Origin of the sequence: Hymenobacter swuensis DY53 (assembly GCF_000576555.1) — a bacterium.
Classification (GTDB): Bacteria; Bacteroidota; Bacteroidia; order Cytophagales; family Hymenobacteraceae; genus Hymenobacter; species Hymenobacter swuensis.
Genome location: NZ_CP007145.1, coordinates 2,967,215 through 2,983,263 on the forward strand (window position 1 = coordinate 2,967,215; position 16,049 = coordinate 2,983,263).

General features: G+C 62.3%; 12 protein-coding genes. All 12 read right to left on the reverse strand.

Annotated features, from left to right (window positions below; all coding sequences use genetic code 11):
• Nucleotides 1–76: 76 nt before the first annotated feature.
• The gene (locus HSW_RS14165) at nucleotides 77–1,495 is read right to left on the reverse strand and encodes a TolC family protein (RefSeq protein ID WP_231501293.1); all 1,419 of its coding nucleotides are present in this window, start codon (nucleotides 1,493–1,495) and stop codon (nucleotides 77–79) included.
• Between the two features lie 146 nt (nucleotides 1,496–1,641).
• Nucleotides 1,642–2,889 (reverse strand): efflux RND transporter periplasmic adaptor subunit, encoded by a 1,248-nt coding sequence (locus HSW_RS14170; RefSeq protein WP_044002463.1) that lies wholly within the window; start codon nucleotides 2,887–2,889, stop codon nucleotides 1,642–1,644.
• Nucleotides 2,890–3,213: 324 nt separating this feature from the next.
• A complete protein-coding gene (locus tag HSW_RS14175; RefSeq protein ID WP_044002464.1) occupies nucleotides 3,214–4,227 on the reverse strand; it encodes a hypothetical protein in 1,014 nt (337 codons plus the stop codon).
• Nucleotides 4,228–4,262: 35 nt separating this feature from the next.
• Complete coding sequence (locus HSW_RS14180; protein WP_044002465.1) at nucleotides 4,263–5,864, reverse strand: RagB/SusD family nutrient uptake outer membrane protein; 1,602 nt, start codon at nucleotides 5,862–5,864, stop codon at nucleotides 4,263–4,265.
• A gap of 150 nt (nucleotides 5,865–6,014) precedes the next feature.
• Nucleotides 6,015–9,299, reverse strand: a complete 3,285-nt coding sequence (locus HSW_RS14185; protein WP_052346450.1) for a SusC/RagA family TonB-linked outer membrane protein — start codon at nucleotides 9,297–9,299, stop codon at nucleotides 6,015–6,017.
• A gap of 98 nt (nucleotides 9,300–9,397) precedes the next feature.
• Entirely contained in the window at nucleotides 9,398–10,336 is a 939-nt protein-coding gene (locus HSW_RS14190; protein WP_044002466.1) for a FecR family protein, read from the reverse strand.
• A 78-nt stretch (nucleotides 10,337–10,414) separates the two neighbouring features.
• Complete coding sequence (locus tag HSW_RS14195) at nucleotides 10,415–12,070, reverse strand: alkaline phosphatase family protein (protein ID WP_044002468.1); 1,656 nt, start codon at nucleotides 12,068–12,070, stop codon at nucleotides 10,415–10,417.
• Nucleotides 12,071–12,309: 239 nt separating this feature from the next.
• Nucleotides 12,310–12,858: an RNA polymerase sigma factor gene (locus HSW_RS14200; RefSeq protein ID WP_155832986.1), complete on the reverse strand. Its 549-nt coding sequence runs from the start codon at nucleotides 12,856–12,858 to the stop codon at nucleotides 12,310–12,312.
• Nucleotides 12,859–13,095: 237 nt separating this feature from the next.
• Complete coding sequence (locus HSW_RS14205) at nucleotides 13,096–14,529, reverse strand: DUF6986 family protein (protein WP_044002470.1); 1,434 nt, start codon at nucleotides 14,527–14,529, stop codon at nucleotides 13,096–13,098.
• Nucleotides 14,530–14,617: 88 nt separating this feature from the next.
• On the reverse strand, nucleotides 14,618–15,178 hold the full coding sequence (locus tag HSW_RS22915) for a DMP19 family protein (protein WP_052346451.1): 561 nt from the start codon (nucleotides 15,176–15,178) through the stop codon (nucleotides 14,618–14,620).
• A complete protein-coding gene (uraH, locus tag HSW_RS14215) occupies nucleotides 15,175–15,513 on the reverse strand; it encodes a hydroxyisourate hydrolase (RefSeq protein WP_044002471.1) in 339 nt (112 codons plus the stop codon). The genes HSW_RS22915 and uraH overlap by 4 nt, the downstream gene beginning before the upstream one ends.
• Entirely contained in the window at nucleotides 15,510–16,016 is a 507-nt protein-coding gene (uraD, locus tag HSW_RS14220; protein ID WP_044002472.1) for a 2-oxo-4-hydroxy-4-carboxy-5-ureidoimidazoline decarboxylase, read from the reverse strand. Before uraD ends, uraH begins: the two co-directional genes overlap by 4 nt.
• Between the last annotated feature and the right edge of the window lie 33 nt (nucleotides 16,017–16,049).

Genomic DNA, 16,049 nt, shown 5'->3' on the forward strand with positions numbered 1-16,049 from the left:
CACCACTTAGCAAATCAGAAAAAGATGTCCGTTTTCGGACAGGGTGTTCGGTAATGCGCGCGGCGAAACTGCCGTGCTATCGGGCCGCCAGGGGCTGCTGCCGCTCAAAGTCGTAGAGCGTGAGGGCACGCAGGCGGTAGTGGGCCACCCAGGCGTCGCGCAGGGCCAGAATGTAGGTACGCCGGGCCTGGTCCTTCTCCGCCGACGCAATGGTAAGGTCGGTGAGGCTGATGCGGCCGACTTTGTAGGTGGCCTGAGCAATATCGTACCGTTGTAGAGCCAGCGTGTCGGCGCGGGCCGTGAGGGCCAGCTGCTCGGCCAGGGTGCCGAGCTGGGCAGCTTGCACCTCTACGCTCAGCTCGAAGCTGGCTTCTTCCTGCGCCACGTCGGCCTGCACCTGCTGGCGGGTCAGCTCGGCGGTTTTGACGATGGATTTCTGCCGGCCCCAGTCTACCAGCGGCAGCGCAAACGTGAGGCGCACCTGCTGCTGGTTCTGGAGGGCCGCGTAGGTGTCCCAGAGGTTGCCGGCCTGATTCACGTAGCCCAGATTGGCCGCCAGCGTGGCCTGAAAGCCGGTAGTGCCCCGGGCCAGGGCTATTTCCCGCTCCGCCTGCAACAGCCGCCGCCGAAAGGCCAGCACCAAACTCCGGTTCTGCCGCGCCTGCAGCAGTGCCTGCCCGGCGGGCACCTCCAGGCGCGGAGCCGCCGCCGGTACCGCCAGCCGCAGCTGCTCCGCCCGCAGGCCGGTGTAGCTCTGCAAATCCACCGTGGCGTTCTGGGCGTCGAGGCGGCTCTGGGCCAGTGCCTGCCGGGCATTCAGCAGGTTGAGCTCCAGCCGGAGCAGGTCGCTTTGGGAAAGTCGCCCCAGCTGATACCGCTCCTTCCCGATGCGCAGCAGCTCTTCGTTGGCCCGCACGTTCTGGCCCGCCACCTCCGCGTTTACCTGTTGCTGCAACACAGCAAAATACAGCTCCGTAATGCGCTGGGCAATGGTTTCACGCTCCTCCACGTACAGGCGCTGGCTTTCCTCGTAGCGCAGCGGCTCAATGCGCCGGGCCCATTTCAGACTGTTGAACATGCCCAGGGGCTGGGTCAGGCCAATAGCCACGGGCTGGTTATTGTAGCGTTTCAGCCCCCCGTTGAAATCATCGAACCGCTGCAGCTCGGAGGCCACGAATAGCTGGCCGCCGGTGCGGCCGATGTTCTGGGTGACGGCCAGGCCCACGTTGGAGTTGTTGATGCGCACGGCCCGGAAGTCGGTGGTACCATCGGGCTGCACCACGGGCGTTACGGCGCGGCTGAAACCGGGCAACGTGCCCTGCAACCCCAGCTGGGGCTTGTAGCTGGCTTGGTAGGTGCGCCACTGCCAGTAGCTTTGGTCGCGGGAGGTCTGGGTCTGCTTCGCCGCCGCCGACTGGCCCAGGGCCTGCTCGATTACCTCGGGCAGGGTAAGCACCGTCGGCTGGTTCTGCGCCAGCGCAGGAACCGTCAGCAAGAGTAGCAGCCCGCCGCAGAGACGCGACACTTCGCGTTTGGGCGCGTACTGAGGTTGCTTTGGTGGTAACCTTGCGAGAAAACTGTTCAACGAGAAAGCGCAAACACGCGTCTTTATACTGGCGGAGAAAAGCTGTTTCATGGCCGTTAGTCCTGGAGAGTGAGTTCGGGCGTACCCGCGTAGTCCTTCGTGTCGGATACAACTACTTCCTCGCCCGGCTGCAGCCCCTGGGTTATCTGCACGTAGTCGAAGTTGCTGTCCCCGAATTGCACCGTGCGTCGTATGATCTTACCATCCTTCACCACGAATACCGGCTGCTCCTTGCCGCCTTGGTAGAACGGCCCGTTTTTGAGGCGTACCACGTTGTGGTGAGCTTTCGTTACCACGTACACGTCGGCCCGCAGGTTAGAGCGCAGGGCCGGGTGGTGGTCCTGGGCCAGGGCCGCGTAGAAGGTTACCACGCCCTTTTCCACAGCCGGGCTGATGGTACTGATGGTGCCGCGTAAATCGGTGCCGTTAATGCGGATGACAACCGGGTCCTGCAAGTGCAGGGCATCGGCGTAGGAGTCGGAAATGGTAGCGCGTACCCGGAAGCGGCTCAGGTCGGCCACGCGGGCCAGCGGTTCGCCGGCCTGCACGGTAGTACCCAGGTCTTCGTTCACCCACGTCAGCACGCCGGGCCGCTGGCTGCTGATGTTGGCCTGGGCCAGCTTGCCGGCCAGCTCCGTAATACTGCGGTCCTGAATCTGCAGCGTGAAGCCCAACTCGCGCACGTCGGCGGCGTTGGCGGCGCGCTGGTTGCGGATCTGCTCCGTGAGGCGCTGCTGCTCCAGCCAGGCCACGCGCAGGTTCAGCTCGGCCTGGCGCACGCTCTCGGCGGTGCCGCCCCCAATCTTCAGCAGATACTGCTCGTCGCGCAGCGCCGACTGCAGGCTGCGCACCTTCACCTGCTGCACCTGCTCCTGGGAGCGAAGGTCGTTGAGGGCTTTTTCGAGGCTGAGCTGGAGCTGGCTGTTCTTGTTGCGGTGTTGCTGTTGCTCGTCCTGGAGCTTGGCCAGGGCCGTATTGGTCAGCTCCCGGTCCAGCTCCAGAATCGTCTGGCCCGGCTGCACCCGGCTGCCCACCGCCACCGCCACCCGCCGGATGGTGCTCTGGATGGGGCTGGTCAGCACGGCCTCGTGGGACGGAATGATGACGCCGGCCGCCGTGAGCGAAGCCTCCACGTCGCCGGTTTCGGCACGGGCCGTAAGAATAGCGTTGCGGCTGAGGCCGGGCCGGAGCACCGTGCGGAAAGCCAGCAGGCCCACTACCAATGCCAGCAGCAGGCCCGCGCCCAGCAGCCAGCGGCGGCGCCGACGGCGGTTTTGAGTGATTTGGGAAATGGCTCTGTCCATTTTTGTACAGGTAGGAAGGGGATTCACTATCTGTCAGCCAACGGTCGTGCCATTTGTATAAATTCCTATAAATCAACATAATAAAAAAAATTACCATCTTGCCTGGGAGTTAAAACCTGTCCATTTCCGGACAAGCTGTTCGAAACTGGTTGGGTGCGGAGCTTCCCTCCTGCTACCGTACCGCAAAAGGCAAATGCTCCGGCCGGAACCTCCGGCCGAGGTGGTCAAGGCCCTTCCGGCCCTGCCACTCCCCCATGAGGCTCCACCCGGAGCATTGCCAACATGTGTGCTTTCGGCCCTCAGGCCAGCTTGTTTTGCGGAGCCTTACTGGCCGATTCCTTTGTATTTGTTATCGAGGTAGTTCAGGTCGAATGCACCCAGGTTCTTGAAGTAGCTGTTGACCAGTTTGGCCGGGTCGGTGGCCAGCTCGCCGCGGCCAGGTACGTCGTTACCGTCATCCCAGGCCCAGGGGGCGTTAGCGCCGCCGTTGCCGTAGCTTTTCACGAAACCACCCGCCGCCGAGGTAAACAATGCCGCGTTGGTGCGCTGCTCCCATAGGCCACCCGCCGCAAAAACATCCACGAGCTTGTACTTCACGTCCCGGTCATCAGCCGAGGCCGGGGCTTCGGCGGTTGCGGCCGTGGGGAAATATTTGAGCCCGTCGCCATTGAGCTTGTAGTAGGGATACGCCTTCAGGCCGTGGCCCTTGGCCTCCTGGGCCGTTACCGGGTGCAGCTCGCCGTTGTAGCTTTCCAGGCTCAGCGTCCCGTCGATGTCTTCCTGGTTGGCTTGCAGCGGGGAGCCGGCCGGCACGAAAGAATAGAAATCCGAGTGCGCCACCGTTACAATGGCTTGCAGGTTGCCGTAGGTGCTGCCGTCCTTTTTCACCACGGCCAGCAGGCCTTCCAGGTCGTTTTCGTGCTCGTCCAGGTTATAAAGCAGGAAGTTGTCGGTCCAGTCGCGCGGGTGGAAGAAGGCATAAGTAACAAACCAGTGGGTGCCGGTTTCCACCACCGAGTAGTAGCCGTGGCCGGTGGCGGCGTAGCGGGTCAGGTTGTTCCAGTTGTTGGTGCCGCTCCAGTCGCCGTCGTAGTTGATGGCCGTCAGGTAGTCGCCCTTGCCGCTGAGGCCATGGTCGCCGGTTACGTCGGTATCCTGGTAGTGTACCGGGGCCCAGCGCAAAGCCAGACTAGCCTTGAAGGCGGCCGTGGCGTCGGCCGTCTGGGTGGCGCGGGGGGCTACCGTTTCCGCCTGGTTCGGGGCCACGTTGCAGCTGCTCAGGGCCGACAGGGCCAGGCCGGTGGCCAGCAGCGCCACTTTGGAAGGGAGGTTTTTCATGCGGGTGTAGTGGTTATGGAGGAAAGAAAGGAAGGTTAGTAGCCGGGGTTCTGCTTCAGATTGGTGTTAAGCGTCAGCTCGGTAGCGGGGATGGGGAACAGGCGGCGGTACGTGTCGGCATTGGTTTTCAGGCCCTGGCCCCACACGGCTTCCCACTTGCCGAAGCGGATGAGGTCGGTGCGGCGCCAGCCTTCCCAGGCCATTTCGCGGCTGCGCTCCTCGAAGAGTGTGGCTAGGGTCAGGGTTGTAAAAGCGGGCACCTGCGCCCGGGTGCGCACCTGGTTCACCAGGCTCAGGGCCGTGGCGCCGTCGGGGTCCTGGCCGCCGCGCAGCAAAGCTTCGGCCTTCATCAGCAGCACATCGGCGTAGCGCAGCAGCACCAAGTCGTTGCCCTGGTCGCGGGAAGTGGAAGACTTGTCGGGATAGTACTTGATGTTGCGGGTGCCCTGGGCCTTGCCCAGCTCGTCGTTGCCCACATCGAACTTGGCCGCGTCGCGGAAGGTGAGCCGGTCTGACAGCTCCAGGTGGTAGCTGATGGCCGCGCTGCCGTCGGAGCCGGTGTAGCGCGAATCCAGCCCCTTTTTGGTGGTCGAAATCAGCACGGGCGTGCGGCCGTCGCTCAGGTACTGCTTGCCCGAGAGCCACTGCTGGTTGCGGGTGTCGGTGGGCTCCTGGTAGAGGGCGAAGAACTCGGGCCAGGTCAGGCTGGCGTTGCTGGGCGTGAACAGCAGGCCGAACTTGTCCTTCATCTGCTGGTGCAAGGCAAAGCGGGACATCATGTTGCCCTGGGCCAGGTTGGCATCGAAGGGTACGGCAAAGATGATTTCACTGACCTGGGGGCCGTTCTCCACCGCAAACACATCCAGGTAATTCGCGGCCAGACTGTGCTTTCGGCTCTTGATGAGCACGTTGCAGGCGGCAATGGCTTCGGTGTAGCGGGGCTGCCCGATGTAGACTTCGGCGTTCAAGTAGAGCTTGGCCAGCAGGGCCTGGGCGGTGCTTTGGGTGGGCCGCCCGTAGGTCTGGGCCGACACGTCGGGCGACAGGTTAGGTAGGACCGCTTTCAGCTCCTGTTCGATGTACTCGAACACCTGCTGACGGGTGGCGTTGGTGGGCTGGGTGGTGTTCCCGAACTCGGGCACCAGCGGAATGTTGCCGTAGGCGTCCATCATCAGGTAGTAGTACAGGGCCCGCATCGTGCGCAGCTCGGCCGTGAACTGGGTTTTGAAGGCGCCGTCGGGGGTATTCTGGAACAGGGCCAGGGTGCGGTTGCAGGTGCTGATGCCGCTGAAGCCCCACTCCCAGGCCACCCGCACAAACTCGTTCTGTGGGTTCCAGGTGTGCAGACTCAGCTGCTGGTAGCGGGCCCCGTCGTAGTAGTTGCCGTTGCGGGCCACGATGACAGCCTCGTCGGTGCTGAGCTCCTGCAGGTTCCAGTAGGCTTTGGCCACTTCGCCGCGCATCTGGCTGTACACCGGTCCGGAGGCGGCAATGAACTGCTCGGGCGTGGTTAGAAAGTTGCTGGGCGTGTATTCCGATTCGATGGGTGCGTTCAGATCGGTGCAGCCGGCGGCGGTAAGCAGCAGGGCCAGCGCGGCGGGCAGGGCCAGGAAGCGGGAAGGAAGTATAGTAGACATGGAGAAGTAAGGGTTTGATTTTTAGAACTAAGAGCTTAGAATTGAGAACTTAGACTCCGGCGTATGAATGAGGCGGCGTATGCTGGGAGCAGCCAATTAGCTTCTGGGTTCTATGCTCTCAGTTCTGAGTTCTCAGCTCGGAGCTCCAGACTAAAAGTCCAGGTTCACGCCCAGCACGTAGGAGCGGGTTTTGGGGTAGAAGTTGTTGTTGTCGAGGCCGGGGGTGAGGCCGCCCAGGCTCATTTCCGGGTCGATGCCGCGGTAGTTGGTAAGCGTCAGCAGGTTCTGGCTGGTCAGGTACACGCGGGCCCGCTTCACGTACTCGCTCTTCAGGGGCAGGTTGTAGCCCAGCGTCACGTTATCCAGGCGCAGGTAGGAGCCGTTTTCGAGGTAGCGGTTGGAGTAGTAGTTGGCGCGGTTGTCGGCGTAGGGCTCCGTCAGGGAGAAGGCCGGCAGGTTATTGGCCGTCGACTGGGCCGGGATATTGAGGTTGGCCAGCGTGGCGTTGAGGATCTTGTTGCCCTGCACCCCGCGCAGGAAGAAGTTCAGGTCCAGGTTTTTCCAGCTCACCGTGTTGCTCAGGCCGTACAGCAGCCGGGGTTGGGCGTTGCCCTGGTAGCGGTAGTCGTTGAGGGTGGGCGAGCCGGTGGTGGTGCCGTCGGCCTTGTAAAAGAGCGAGAGGCCGTTTTCGTCGCGGCCAGCGTACTCGGGCAGGAAAAACTGCCCCACGGGGTAGCCCGTTTTCACCACCTGGGTGGAAATCCCGCTCTGGCCCGAGCCGCCGGGGTAGGCCGTGTACACCTGGTCGAGGCGGAACTGCTCGTTGGCCAGCTTCTCCACCTTGTTCACGTTGTGGGCCAGCGTGCCGGTCAGGCTCCACTGGAAGCTGCTGGTTTGCACCGGCTGGGCGCTGAGCGTCAGCTCCAAACCCTTGTTGCTGATTTCGCCCACGTTGGCGTAGAGCGTGTTCACGAAGTACTGGGTGGTCGAAACCGGGTAGTTCCAGATCAGGTCGGAGGTGCGCTTGTCGTAGTATTCCACCGTGCCGCCGAGGCGGTTCTGCCACAGGCCGAAATCCAGGCCTACGTTCAACATGGCCGTGGTTTCCCACTTTAGGTCGGGGTTGGGGTTCTGGGTCGGGCCGATGGCCTTGATGAAGGCCCCGTTGTAGTAAAACGTGCCCACGCTGCTGTAGCGCTGGGTGGCAATGAGCGGGTCGAAGCCCAGCGAGTTGCCCGTAATGCCGTAGCCCACGCGCAGCTTCAACTCGTTAAGCTTCCTGAAGCCCGAGAGAAAGTTCTCGCCCGCCAGGTTCCAGGCCAAAGAAGCGGCCGGAAACGTGCCCCAGCGGTTGTTCCGGCCAAAAGCCGACGACCCGTCGCGCCGCACCGACACCTGCAGAAAGTACCGGTCGTTTAGCCCGTAGTTCACCCGCGAGTACAGGGAAATCAGGCGCAGGGTGGAAATGCCCAGGCTGTAGCCGGCTATGGCCGCGTCGTAGTTGGGGGCCACGCCGCCGGGGTTTCCCAGGGCCAGGTTGTTGTAGCCCAGCTGGTCCGATACGAAGCCCCGGGTATCGGTCTGGAAACCGTCGCCGTTTTTGTCTTCCTGCCAGGAGTAGCCCACCAGCACTTTCAGGTTGTGCGCGGCCGTGCTGAGCGGGCTGTAGGTCAGGTAGTTTTCCAGAATCTTGCGCGAGTTCTCTACGCTGTAGCGCCGGGCCAGGCCTTTGGCAGCCAGCCCGGTTACGTTGGCGGCATTCGGTACCGGCGACTCCCGCCCCTGGTAGGACCCGCCCTTCACCGCCTCGTTCTGCATGGACAGGCTGAGCGTGTTCGTCAGGTTTTTGAGCAGGGTGAGCTGGGCGCTGGCGTTGCCCAGCAGGGTGTTGATTTTCCGCTCCTCGTGGTTTTGCGCCAGCAGCGCCACCGGGTTGTAGTACTGGGTGCGGGTCAGATTTTCCTTGTAGGTGCCGTCGGCGTTTCGGATGTTGGTGGTGGGCAGGTGGGTGAACATGTTCTTGTACACCAGCTCCGAAATCAGGTGCTGCGTGAGCAGGGAGTTGGTGAGCGTGAAGCGCAGCTGCAGCTTGTCCTGGAGCGTCTTCTGGTCGAGGTTGATTTTGCCGATGAGCCGCTCACTGTCGGAGGTATTCATCACGCCCTCGCGCTTGAAATAGTTGACGCTGGCGTTGAAGGCCGACTTTTCGGAGCCGCCGCCGTAGCTGACGGTGTGGTTGTGGCTCAGGCCGGTGCGCATTACTTCCTTCTGCCAGTCGGTGTTGGTGCCCGCGTCGTTGTCGGCGGGGCTCAGGCTCTTGCTGTTGGCTTCCAGGTAGCCCCGCAGCTCGTCGCCGCTGAGCATGTCAAGCGTGTTCGATACCTGCTCCAGGCCCACGTAGCCGCTGTACGACACGGCTGCGCTGGGCTTCTGGCGGCGGGTAGTGATGAGGATAACGCCGTTGGCGGCCCGGGCCCCGTAAATGGCCGTGGCCGAGGCATCCTTCAGCACCTCAATGCTCACAATCTCGTCGGGGGCCACCAAGTTGATAGAGGCAGCCGGCACCCCGTCAATCACATAAAACGGCTCCTGGGCCTGGCCCGTGCGCAGGGAAGAAGCCCCGCGCAGCACTACCGAGGCCGTGGCATTCGGGTCGCCGCTGCGGGTGATGTTCAGGCCCGCCACCTTACCCTGCAGAATCTGGTCGGGCGTGGCCACCACGCCCCGGTTGAACTCGCGCGGGTCCACCGAGGTAATGGCGCTGGTTACTTCGCCCTTCTTCACCGAGCCGTAGCCAATCACCACCACGTCGTTGAGCAGCTTGGCATCCTGCACCAGGGCGACGTCGATGGTAGCCTGCTCGCCCACCGCCACCTCCCGGGCCAGGTACCCCACAAAGGAAAACACCAGCGTTTCGGCCCCCTCGGGCAAATCCAGCGTGTATTCGCCGGCCCCGTTGGTTACGGCGCCCACCGTGGTGCCTTTCACCAGCACCGTTACGCCGGGCAGGGCCGCCCCGCCGGCCTCGGTTACCCGGCCTTTCACCTGCCGGCTCTGCGGGGCCCGCTTGCCGGGAGCGGCCGGGGCCGCCGGGTTGGTGGGCTGCAGGATGATGACGCCCTGCTTTTCCTCGAAGCGCAGCGGCTGGTTGCGCAGCAGCTGCCGCAGAATATCCCCGACCCGCGCGCCCCGCAGCTCGGTGGCGCTTACCTGGGTGGTTTGCAGGTCGCGGGCCTCGTACACGATGCTCACGCCGGCCTGCCGCTGCAGTTGCTGCAGCGCACTGGTGAGCGGGCCGGCCGGTACGGCGAAATAGGCTACTTCGCGGGTACTGTTCTGGGCCTGCGCCCCGAAGGCGCTGCCCAGGCTCAGCAGCAGCAGCGCGCCGGTCAGCCGCGGCGTACGGGCAGCTAAAAAGGAGTTGAGGTGTAGCATAGGAAAGAGTAAAAAACGGGCAAGGCGTGGCCCGGCCGGCCGGAAACCGGCCGATGTGAGAGGAGCAGAAGCAGAAGTGCAGGCAGGCGCGGCGCGCCTTATTCTACCCGGTACAGGGTAGCGGTGCGCCGGGAAATGCGCAGGTGGTGGCGGCTAAGCAGGGTGTTGAGCACGTCGGTAATCTGGTCGGCGGAAAGGGCCGGGTCGAGGGAGCCGCTCAGAGCTACGGCCGGGGCATCGGGGCGCAGCTCGAAGCGTACGGGGTAGTAGTTTTCGAGGGTCAGCAGGATTTCGGGTAAGGAAGCCTGCTCAAACGTCAGCAGCTGGTTGGTTGTCAGATCGGCGGTGTACTCGTGTTGGGTGAGCGTGAGCTGTCGGCGGGCCGGGTTGAACACCAGCTTGTCCTGGGGGTGCAGCACGGCCAGCTCCCGCTGCGGCCCGGCCACCTGCACCCGGCCGGTACGCACCAGCACGGTGGTAGTAGGCAGCTGCGGGTAAGCCTTCACCAGGAAGGAAGTACCCAGCACCCGGACTGCCACCGCCCCCGTGCGCACCACGAATGGGTGGGCCGGGTCCTTGGTGACGGCAAAGAAGGCCTCGCCCCGCAGGCGCACCTCCCGGTCCTGGCCCGCGGCCTGCCACGTCAGTGACGAGTTAGGCCGCAGCCACACCCGGCTGTGGTCGGGCAGTACCAGCTGGCGCTGCTCCCCGATGCCGGTGGTGTAGTGCAGTGCCGGCGCGGGCCGCTGCCCCCACCACACCATCGCCGCCACCAGCAGCGGTACCAGCACCGCCGCCACCCGCAGCACCGGCCACAGCCGCCGTATCCGCCCCAGGGGCTGGGTACGGGTCCGGATGGTGCGCCGCAGCCGCTGCTCCCGTTGCGTCGCCTGTTCCTCGTTCAGGAGTTCGGCATCGTCGGGGGTAGCTGCCACCAGCGCATCCAGCCACTGCTCCCGCTGCCAGCGCCGACGGGTACGGCTTCGCAGGGAATACAGCAGACGGGCGGGCAAAGGGCGGGGCGGGCGTGGCTTCATAACCAAGTTGCACAAGCTGAGCAGAGTAACTATCCGGACAGCCTGATATAACAAAAGCGTAATACTGACTGACCGGAATTACTTACGGCGTTTCGGGGTGGTGGCCGGACTGAGCACCTCCCCGATAGGCTGCCCGGTGCAGGCGCTGGGCAGCTTACTGTCCACCAGCATAGCTGCCGTGGGAGCTATATCGGTGATGCTGTGATACGCGTAGCTGACGCCGGGTGAGATGCCGGCCCCGAACCAGAGCAGCGGTACGTGGCTGTCGTAGAGGTAGCCCGAGCCGTGGGTGGCCCCCACGCCCAGCTCCCAGGTCCAGCCCGGCTGCAGCTCGAAGCGCACGTCGCCGAAACGTGGGTAGTAGAGGCCGTTCTGCAGCTTGGTTTCCAGGAAAGCGCCCGTGCCGCTGGTCAGCAGCTGGGCCGTGGTGTTCACCTGGGCAATGCCGGGCTGCTCGCGCAGGTAATCGGCCAGCAGGTTCTGCACCCGGGCCAGTTCCAGCTTGCGGCTGGCAATGAGCGGGCGATTGAGGTAGTACATGTTATTACGCTCCGTTTCCAGCCACTGGCCCGGCCCCAGCTGCTGGGTCAGGAAGTCGGCCGCGCCCTGGTTGAGCGTGGCGTGGGTTTGGGCGCCGCCCGGGGCCTGGTGCTGGGCCAGGTACTTGGGCACCTCGCTGGCCCCGTGGTCGGCGGTTAGGAAGATGGTGTAATTGTCCTTGCCCACGGTTTTGTCGAGGGTCTGCAGCAGGCGGGCAATTTCCAGGTCGAGGCGCAGGTACAGGTCGTTTTCCTCCTTCGATAGTGGCCCGAACGTGTGGCCCACCGGGTCGGGGCTGGAGTAGCTCAGGGCCAGCAGGTCGGGCACGTCGTCGCGGCCCAGCTCGGTTCCGGCCAGGGCCGCCAGGGCTAGGTCGGTTAGCAGGTTGTTGCCGAAGGGCGAGATGTTGACGGCCTCGTAGGCCGGTGGGTTCAGCGGGGCCAGCTTGCTGAGCTCATACGGAAAAGTAGCCGCCGTTTTCCCCTTGAAGATGCGCTCAAAGGCGTTGGAATCGGCCACGCTGTTCAGGTAGGCTTCCGGCCCCCGCAAGGGCGTCCAGGTCTGCTGGCGGTAGAAATCGGCCTTTTTCTGGGCGTTGAAATCGGCCACCCACTTGGGCAGCAACGGCACGTAGTAGGTGCTGGAAATGAAGTCACCGGTGTTCATATCGAACCAGAAGGCCCCGTCGGCCATGTGGCCGGCCGGCAGCGCCGAGGCCCGGTCCTTGAGCGACAAGGCCACCACCACGCTGCGCCCGTTCGATACCATTTTCATCTCGTCGCCGAGCGTGGTGCTCACTTGGTTGCGGGCCGAAACGCCCATGCCCTTCGGTGTGCCCACCAGCTGCACCGTGGAATCGTCGGTGCAGTACACGTCGCGCCGCAGCCGCCGGTCGTACCAGGAGTTGCCCACGATGCCGTGGTAGCGGGGCGTGGTGCCGGTGTACACTGAGCTGTGGCCGGGTCCGGTGACGGTGGGCACGTAGTTGTAGTGCGTGTTGCGGCACTGAAATCCGTCGCGCAGCAACCGTTTGAAGCCCTGCTCCCCGAACTGGTCGTAGAACCGAGTGAGGTAGTCGGGCCGCATCTGGTCGACCATAATGCCCACCAGCAGCTTAGGATTTGGGCGTTTCTGAGCCAGCAGTTCGGGGGTGCCGCACAACAGCAGCGTGGCCAGCAAAAAGGTACGGGACATAGAAGAAGCAAAGAGCCGCCGTGCTCTTGAAGGGGGCGGGCACTCAAACGAGAGAAAGAGGATAGGGCTGACAAAAGGCCGCTGCCCGGTGGCAACGCTGCCGGGGCAGGAGGCAGGATAACCCGCTGCTGTATGAGTTGCACGTCCGCGCCATTTCAACTACTCCCCTACCCCGATTTAACCAAGCCGTAACATTGGCAGACAGCTCCTCAACCGGTAATCAACTGGTGTTTTACCACTTAACCAAACAGCCGCACTAGGAACGGCGACAGTTTGTGCAAGGCACTGTTGAGCTGATTACGAACAGTTTGCTCGGAGGTGGCAAACCGCTCCGCCATTTCCTTCACCGAGAAATCCTCCAGCATGGCCAGCACAAATACCTCCTGCTCCCGGGGCGGCAGCAGGCGCGCCCGCACCCGAATGGCGGCCCGCGTCTCACGGCTGACCAGACTGCGTAGCGTGGTTTCGGTGGTGGTTTCCTGGCCCGTGCCCAGCACCCGCAGGTGGCGCGCCCGGATGTCTTCGTCGCGGAAGCTGGTTAGGATTTTCTTGCGCAGAGCACCCAGCAGGTAAGCCTGCGCGTTGGTGTGCACGCGGAGCTGGGCGCGGTTGGCCCACAAGTCGCAGAATAGCTCCTGGGTGATGTCCTCGGCTTCGGGCACGCGGCGCAACACTTTATAGGCGTACCGGTACAGCGCCTGCCAGTGCATTTCGAAGAGCTGCTCGAAAGCCTGGTAATCATCAGCCCGGATTCGGTCCAGAAGTCCAAGTAAGTTGTCAGTCGGCACGGCGCAGGATTTGCGCCAAATGTAGAGGCCGACTGGTAGGATAAGATGGCCTGGTCCGGAATACTACAATTCCTTCACACACGGGTAATAATTCAATAATTCCAGCCTCGCTATGTTATGGAATAGGTCTGCGGGCTTGGTTCGTACGTAAAAACCCAGCCGAACACCTGTTCCCTGGCTGGAAATCAGGCGCTCGACTGGGGTTTTTACTATTCTGTGCCGGGTACCAGCCGGCTGCTACTTACCCGCTCGCCGGCCTTCCAGAATGCGGAAGAAGGAGCGGGTCTGGATTTCGGCGGTGGTAAGGCCGGTAGCTTGTATTTCCTCCTCCGAAATGGCGCCGCAGTTCAGCGCTTTCAGGAAGAAATTGAGCAGGCCCTGGCCAGTAGCGGCATCGTCGAAAATATCGCCGGTTAGGGTGGAAATGGCGGCCCGCTCCACAAAGGTTTTCAGCCGGTGCACGGCGTCATCGTAGCTACTGAGGAAGAAGTGGTAGGTAGCGGCGTACCGCATGGGCAGCTGGGCCGGGTTCAGGTCCCAGCCCTGGTACAGGCCGTTAATGAGCGAATGCGTGGTATGATGAAACCCCTGCCGCCACGCATTATGCACTGACTCGCGGTTTTCGCGCAGCTGTTCAAACGTCAGATTCTCGCCCCGGTGTGGCCCAATGGGCATAACGTTGGTGGCCCCGTCGGAGAGGAAGATGCCGGTGCCGCCCAGCGCCACCTTGGTCATGTGGTGGGCAAAGTCGCAGACGGGGTGGGCCATCGTCTGGTAACGGGCCGTGATGCCGCAGGAGGCCGTGTAGTCGTAGGTGCCGAAGTGGGCCGCCACGCAGCGGCCCTCACTGGCCCGGATGATGCGCAGGAGCGGGTTGCGGCCTTCCTCATCCATGATGATCTGGGTAGCTTCCACCATGGTTTCCATTTTGAGCGTGCCGGGCTCCAGGCCGTTGGCTTGCTCCAGCAGCTCAAACAGGCGCACCATGGTGGTCATCTGCTCCGGAATGGTCACTTTGGGCAGCATCACCACGAAGTTGGCGGGCAACCGTCCGCCGGTTTCTGTTAGCAGCGTGGTCAGGAAGATGTCGATCGTGCGTACGCCTCGGTCTTTCAGATCCTCGGTAAAGGGTTTGATCCGGATGCCGATAAAGGGCGAAACAGTGCCGTGGCGCATACCCTGGGCCAGCTCCTGCGCGGCCTGCACGGCGGTGGCATCTTCCTCCGCATCGGGGCGGTTGCCGAAGCCATCCTCAAAGTCGATGCGGAAGTCTTCCACCGCTTCGGTCTGAAGCTTCCGGACAATCTTGTTGTAGATGGAGTAGGCCAGCCAGCCGGGCTCCGGTTTGCGGTCTGCCGGGCTCAGTTTTTCCAGCCGTTGCGTCAGGGCCTCAATATCGGCCTGGAGCGTGGGCAGCTGCTCGTGGCCTTTCAGCCGCAGCACGCGGGCCAGCTCCACAAAGTTGGGCGCATACGTACGCAGGTTGTTGAGCGCAATATCGCCCATACGGACGCAGGTATCGGCCTTGAACAGGTTGGCTCCGCCGTACACGGTATGCACCGGCTGCCGGTCGGGCCGGTCGCCGGGGTACGTCTGCTGAAATTGGCGGTTGGCTTCACCGAGCTGGTTGAGCAGCGCGGTTTTATCGGCTTCGGGCAGGCTGAGTTTCATTGGCTTGATTCCGCTGCTCTCGTTTTGCCTTCAGATGAAGACACGACAAAAACAGGTAGCTGTGGGTGGGAGGAGATGAGGAAGGGAATTACTGTACTATGTGTGCGAACTGCGCGTTATGCTGCTCAACATAGGTGCGAATGAGGGCAGTCTGTTCATCCATCACCTCGTAAAATCTGGTTTCCAATGGGTCAAAGTATTGAAATTCCTTATAGAGAGCCGAAAATTCAGCAAGGGTGCGCTTACGCTCAAGTAAGCTTTTATGCGTATGATAAATGGCACCGGCTTCCTGGATAATACGAGCCAGCTGCGAAGCGCCCCAACGTTCAAGATCCTGCGCGAGCGGATTATCAAAAACCAGCTTACCGTAGCCGTTCTGAATCATCTGGATGAAGCCTCCGTTTGTTACCTGACCATATAGTTCACTGTACAGAATAAGTGTGCAAGCATCATCTGGAAAAGAAAACAGTTGATTAACCAGCATGTCTGGCTCGGCCTGTGAGGTATACGCATCAATAAAAACCAATAAGTATTCCCAATCATCTGTGTTTGCCTGATTGAGAACAGTGGCAGAAATAGTAGGTAGCGTAGGGGCTTTAAGCCCGCTTGCTCTGGACAACCACCCTTTTATGAAAGACCAGTAACTCATGAGCCCCGATAAGTAGAGTAGCCGAACGGGTTCAGCAGCAGCGGTACGTGGTAGTGCTCGGCGGAGGTCACCGAAAACACGATTTCCACGAAGGGATAAAACGAAGGCGTATCCAGCTTATCAAAATACTCCTGCACCAGAAAGCGTAATTGGTACACGCCAGCGAGCAGGGTGTGGCCCGGAGGCAGCAGGTCGGGCAGACGGCCATCGGCATTGGTGCTGCCCCGGGCCAGCTCCTGCCAGCCGTTCAGGTACTGCTCTGAGAGGATGATGGTGACGCCCTCGGCGGGGCGGCCCCGGGTGGTATCGAGAATGTGGGTGGTTAGCTGACTCATGCGGCAAGTAGTTTTTCGAGGCGGATACGGGTGATTTTGTCTTGCTCGGCGGCGGCCACCCCAATTTCCTGTTCGGGCGGGTTGGGCAGCCGGGCCTGCAGCAGCGCCAGCATCTCGGCGGCCGATTTGCCGGTGGCGCACACAATAAAAATGTAGCCAAACCGCTGCTCATAGGCCGCGTTGCCGGCTGCCAGAGCCTGCAGCGTGTCTTCGGAAGCCAACCGCACGGCACCCTGCTCTCCTTCAGCCCAGGTGCTGGTACTGGCAAACTTCTCCCGCAACGCGCCTACATCCCCGATTTTAGGATGATGCGCAAAAGCCTCCCGCCAATCAGCTTCGCTCAGGTGGTTCCAGGTGCGGGTAGCAGCCTGATAAAGCGTAGCGGTGTCAGCAAAAGGAAATTGCTGGCTCAGACCCTCCACCCAAGCGGAGGAACCACAGCAGCGGCGTAGCTCCTCGGCGCGGGCCGAGGCAGACAGGTTGTTAAGGTCGAAGAAAGTCATTGTACATGAAGTAAAACGTCATGCAAAGCCGGA

Excerpts from the sequence above, each read along its gene's own strand:
- HSW_RS14170 (WP_044002463.1), bottom strand. The coding sequence starts at position 2,889 with ATGGACAGAGCCATTTCCCAAATCACTCAAAACCGCCGTCGGCGCCGC.
- HSW_RS14175 (WP_044002464.1), bottom strand. The coding sequence starts at position 4,227 with ATGAAAAACCTCCCTTCCAAAGTGGCGCTGCTGGCCACCGGCCTGGCC.
- HSW_RS14180 (WP_044002465.1), bottom strand. The coding sequence starts at position 5,864 with ATGTCTACTATACTTCCTTCCCGCTTCCTGGCCCTGCCCGCCGCGCTG.
- HSW_RS14185 (WP_052346450.1), bottom strand. The coding sequence starts at position 9,299 with ATGCTACACCTCAACTCCTTTTTAGCTGCCCGTACGCCGCGGCTGACC.
- HSW_RS14190 (WP_044002466.1), bottom strand. The coding sequence starts at position 10,336 with ATGAAGCCACGCCCGCCCCGCCCTTTGCCCGCCCGTCTGCTGTATTCC.
- HSW_RS14195 (WP_044002468.1), bottom strand. The coding sequence starts at position 12,070 with ATGTCCCGTACCTTTTTGCTGGCCACGCTGCTGTTGTGCGGCACCCCC.
- HSW_RS14205 (WP_044002470.1), bottom strand. The coding sequence starts at position 14,529 with ATGAAACTCAGCCTGCCCGAAGCCGATAAAACCGCGCTGCTCAACCAG.
- HSW_RS22915 (WP_052346451.1), bottom strand. The coding sequence starts at position 15,178 with ATGAGTTACTGGTCTTTCATAAAAGGGTGGTTGTCCAGAGCAAGCGGG.
- uraH (WP_044002471.1), bottom strand. The coding sequence starts at position 15,513 with ATGAGTCAGCTAACCACCCACATTCTCGATACCACCCGGGGCCGCCCC.
- uraD (WP_044002472.1), bottom strand. The coding sequence starts at position 16,016 with ATGACTTTCTTCGACCTTAACAACCTGTCTGCCTCGGCCCGCGCCGAG.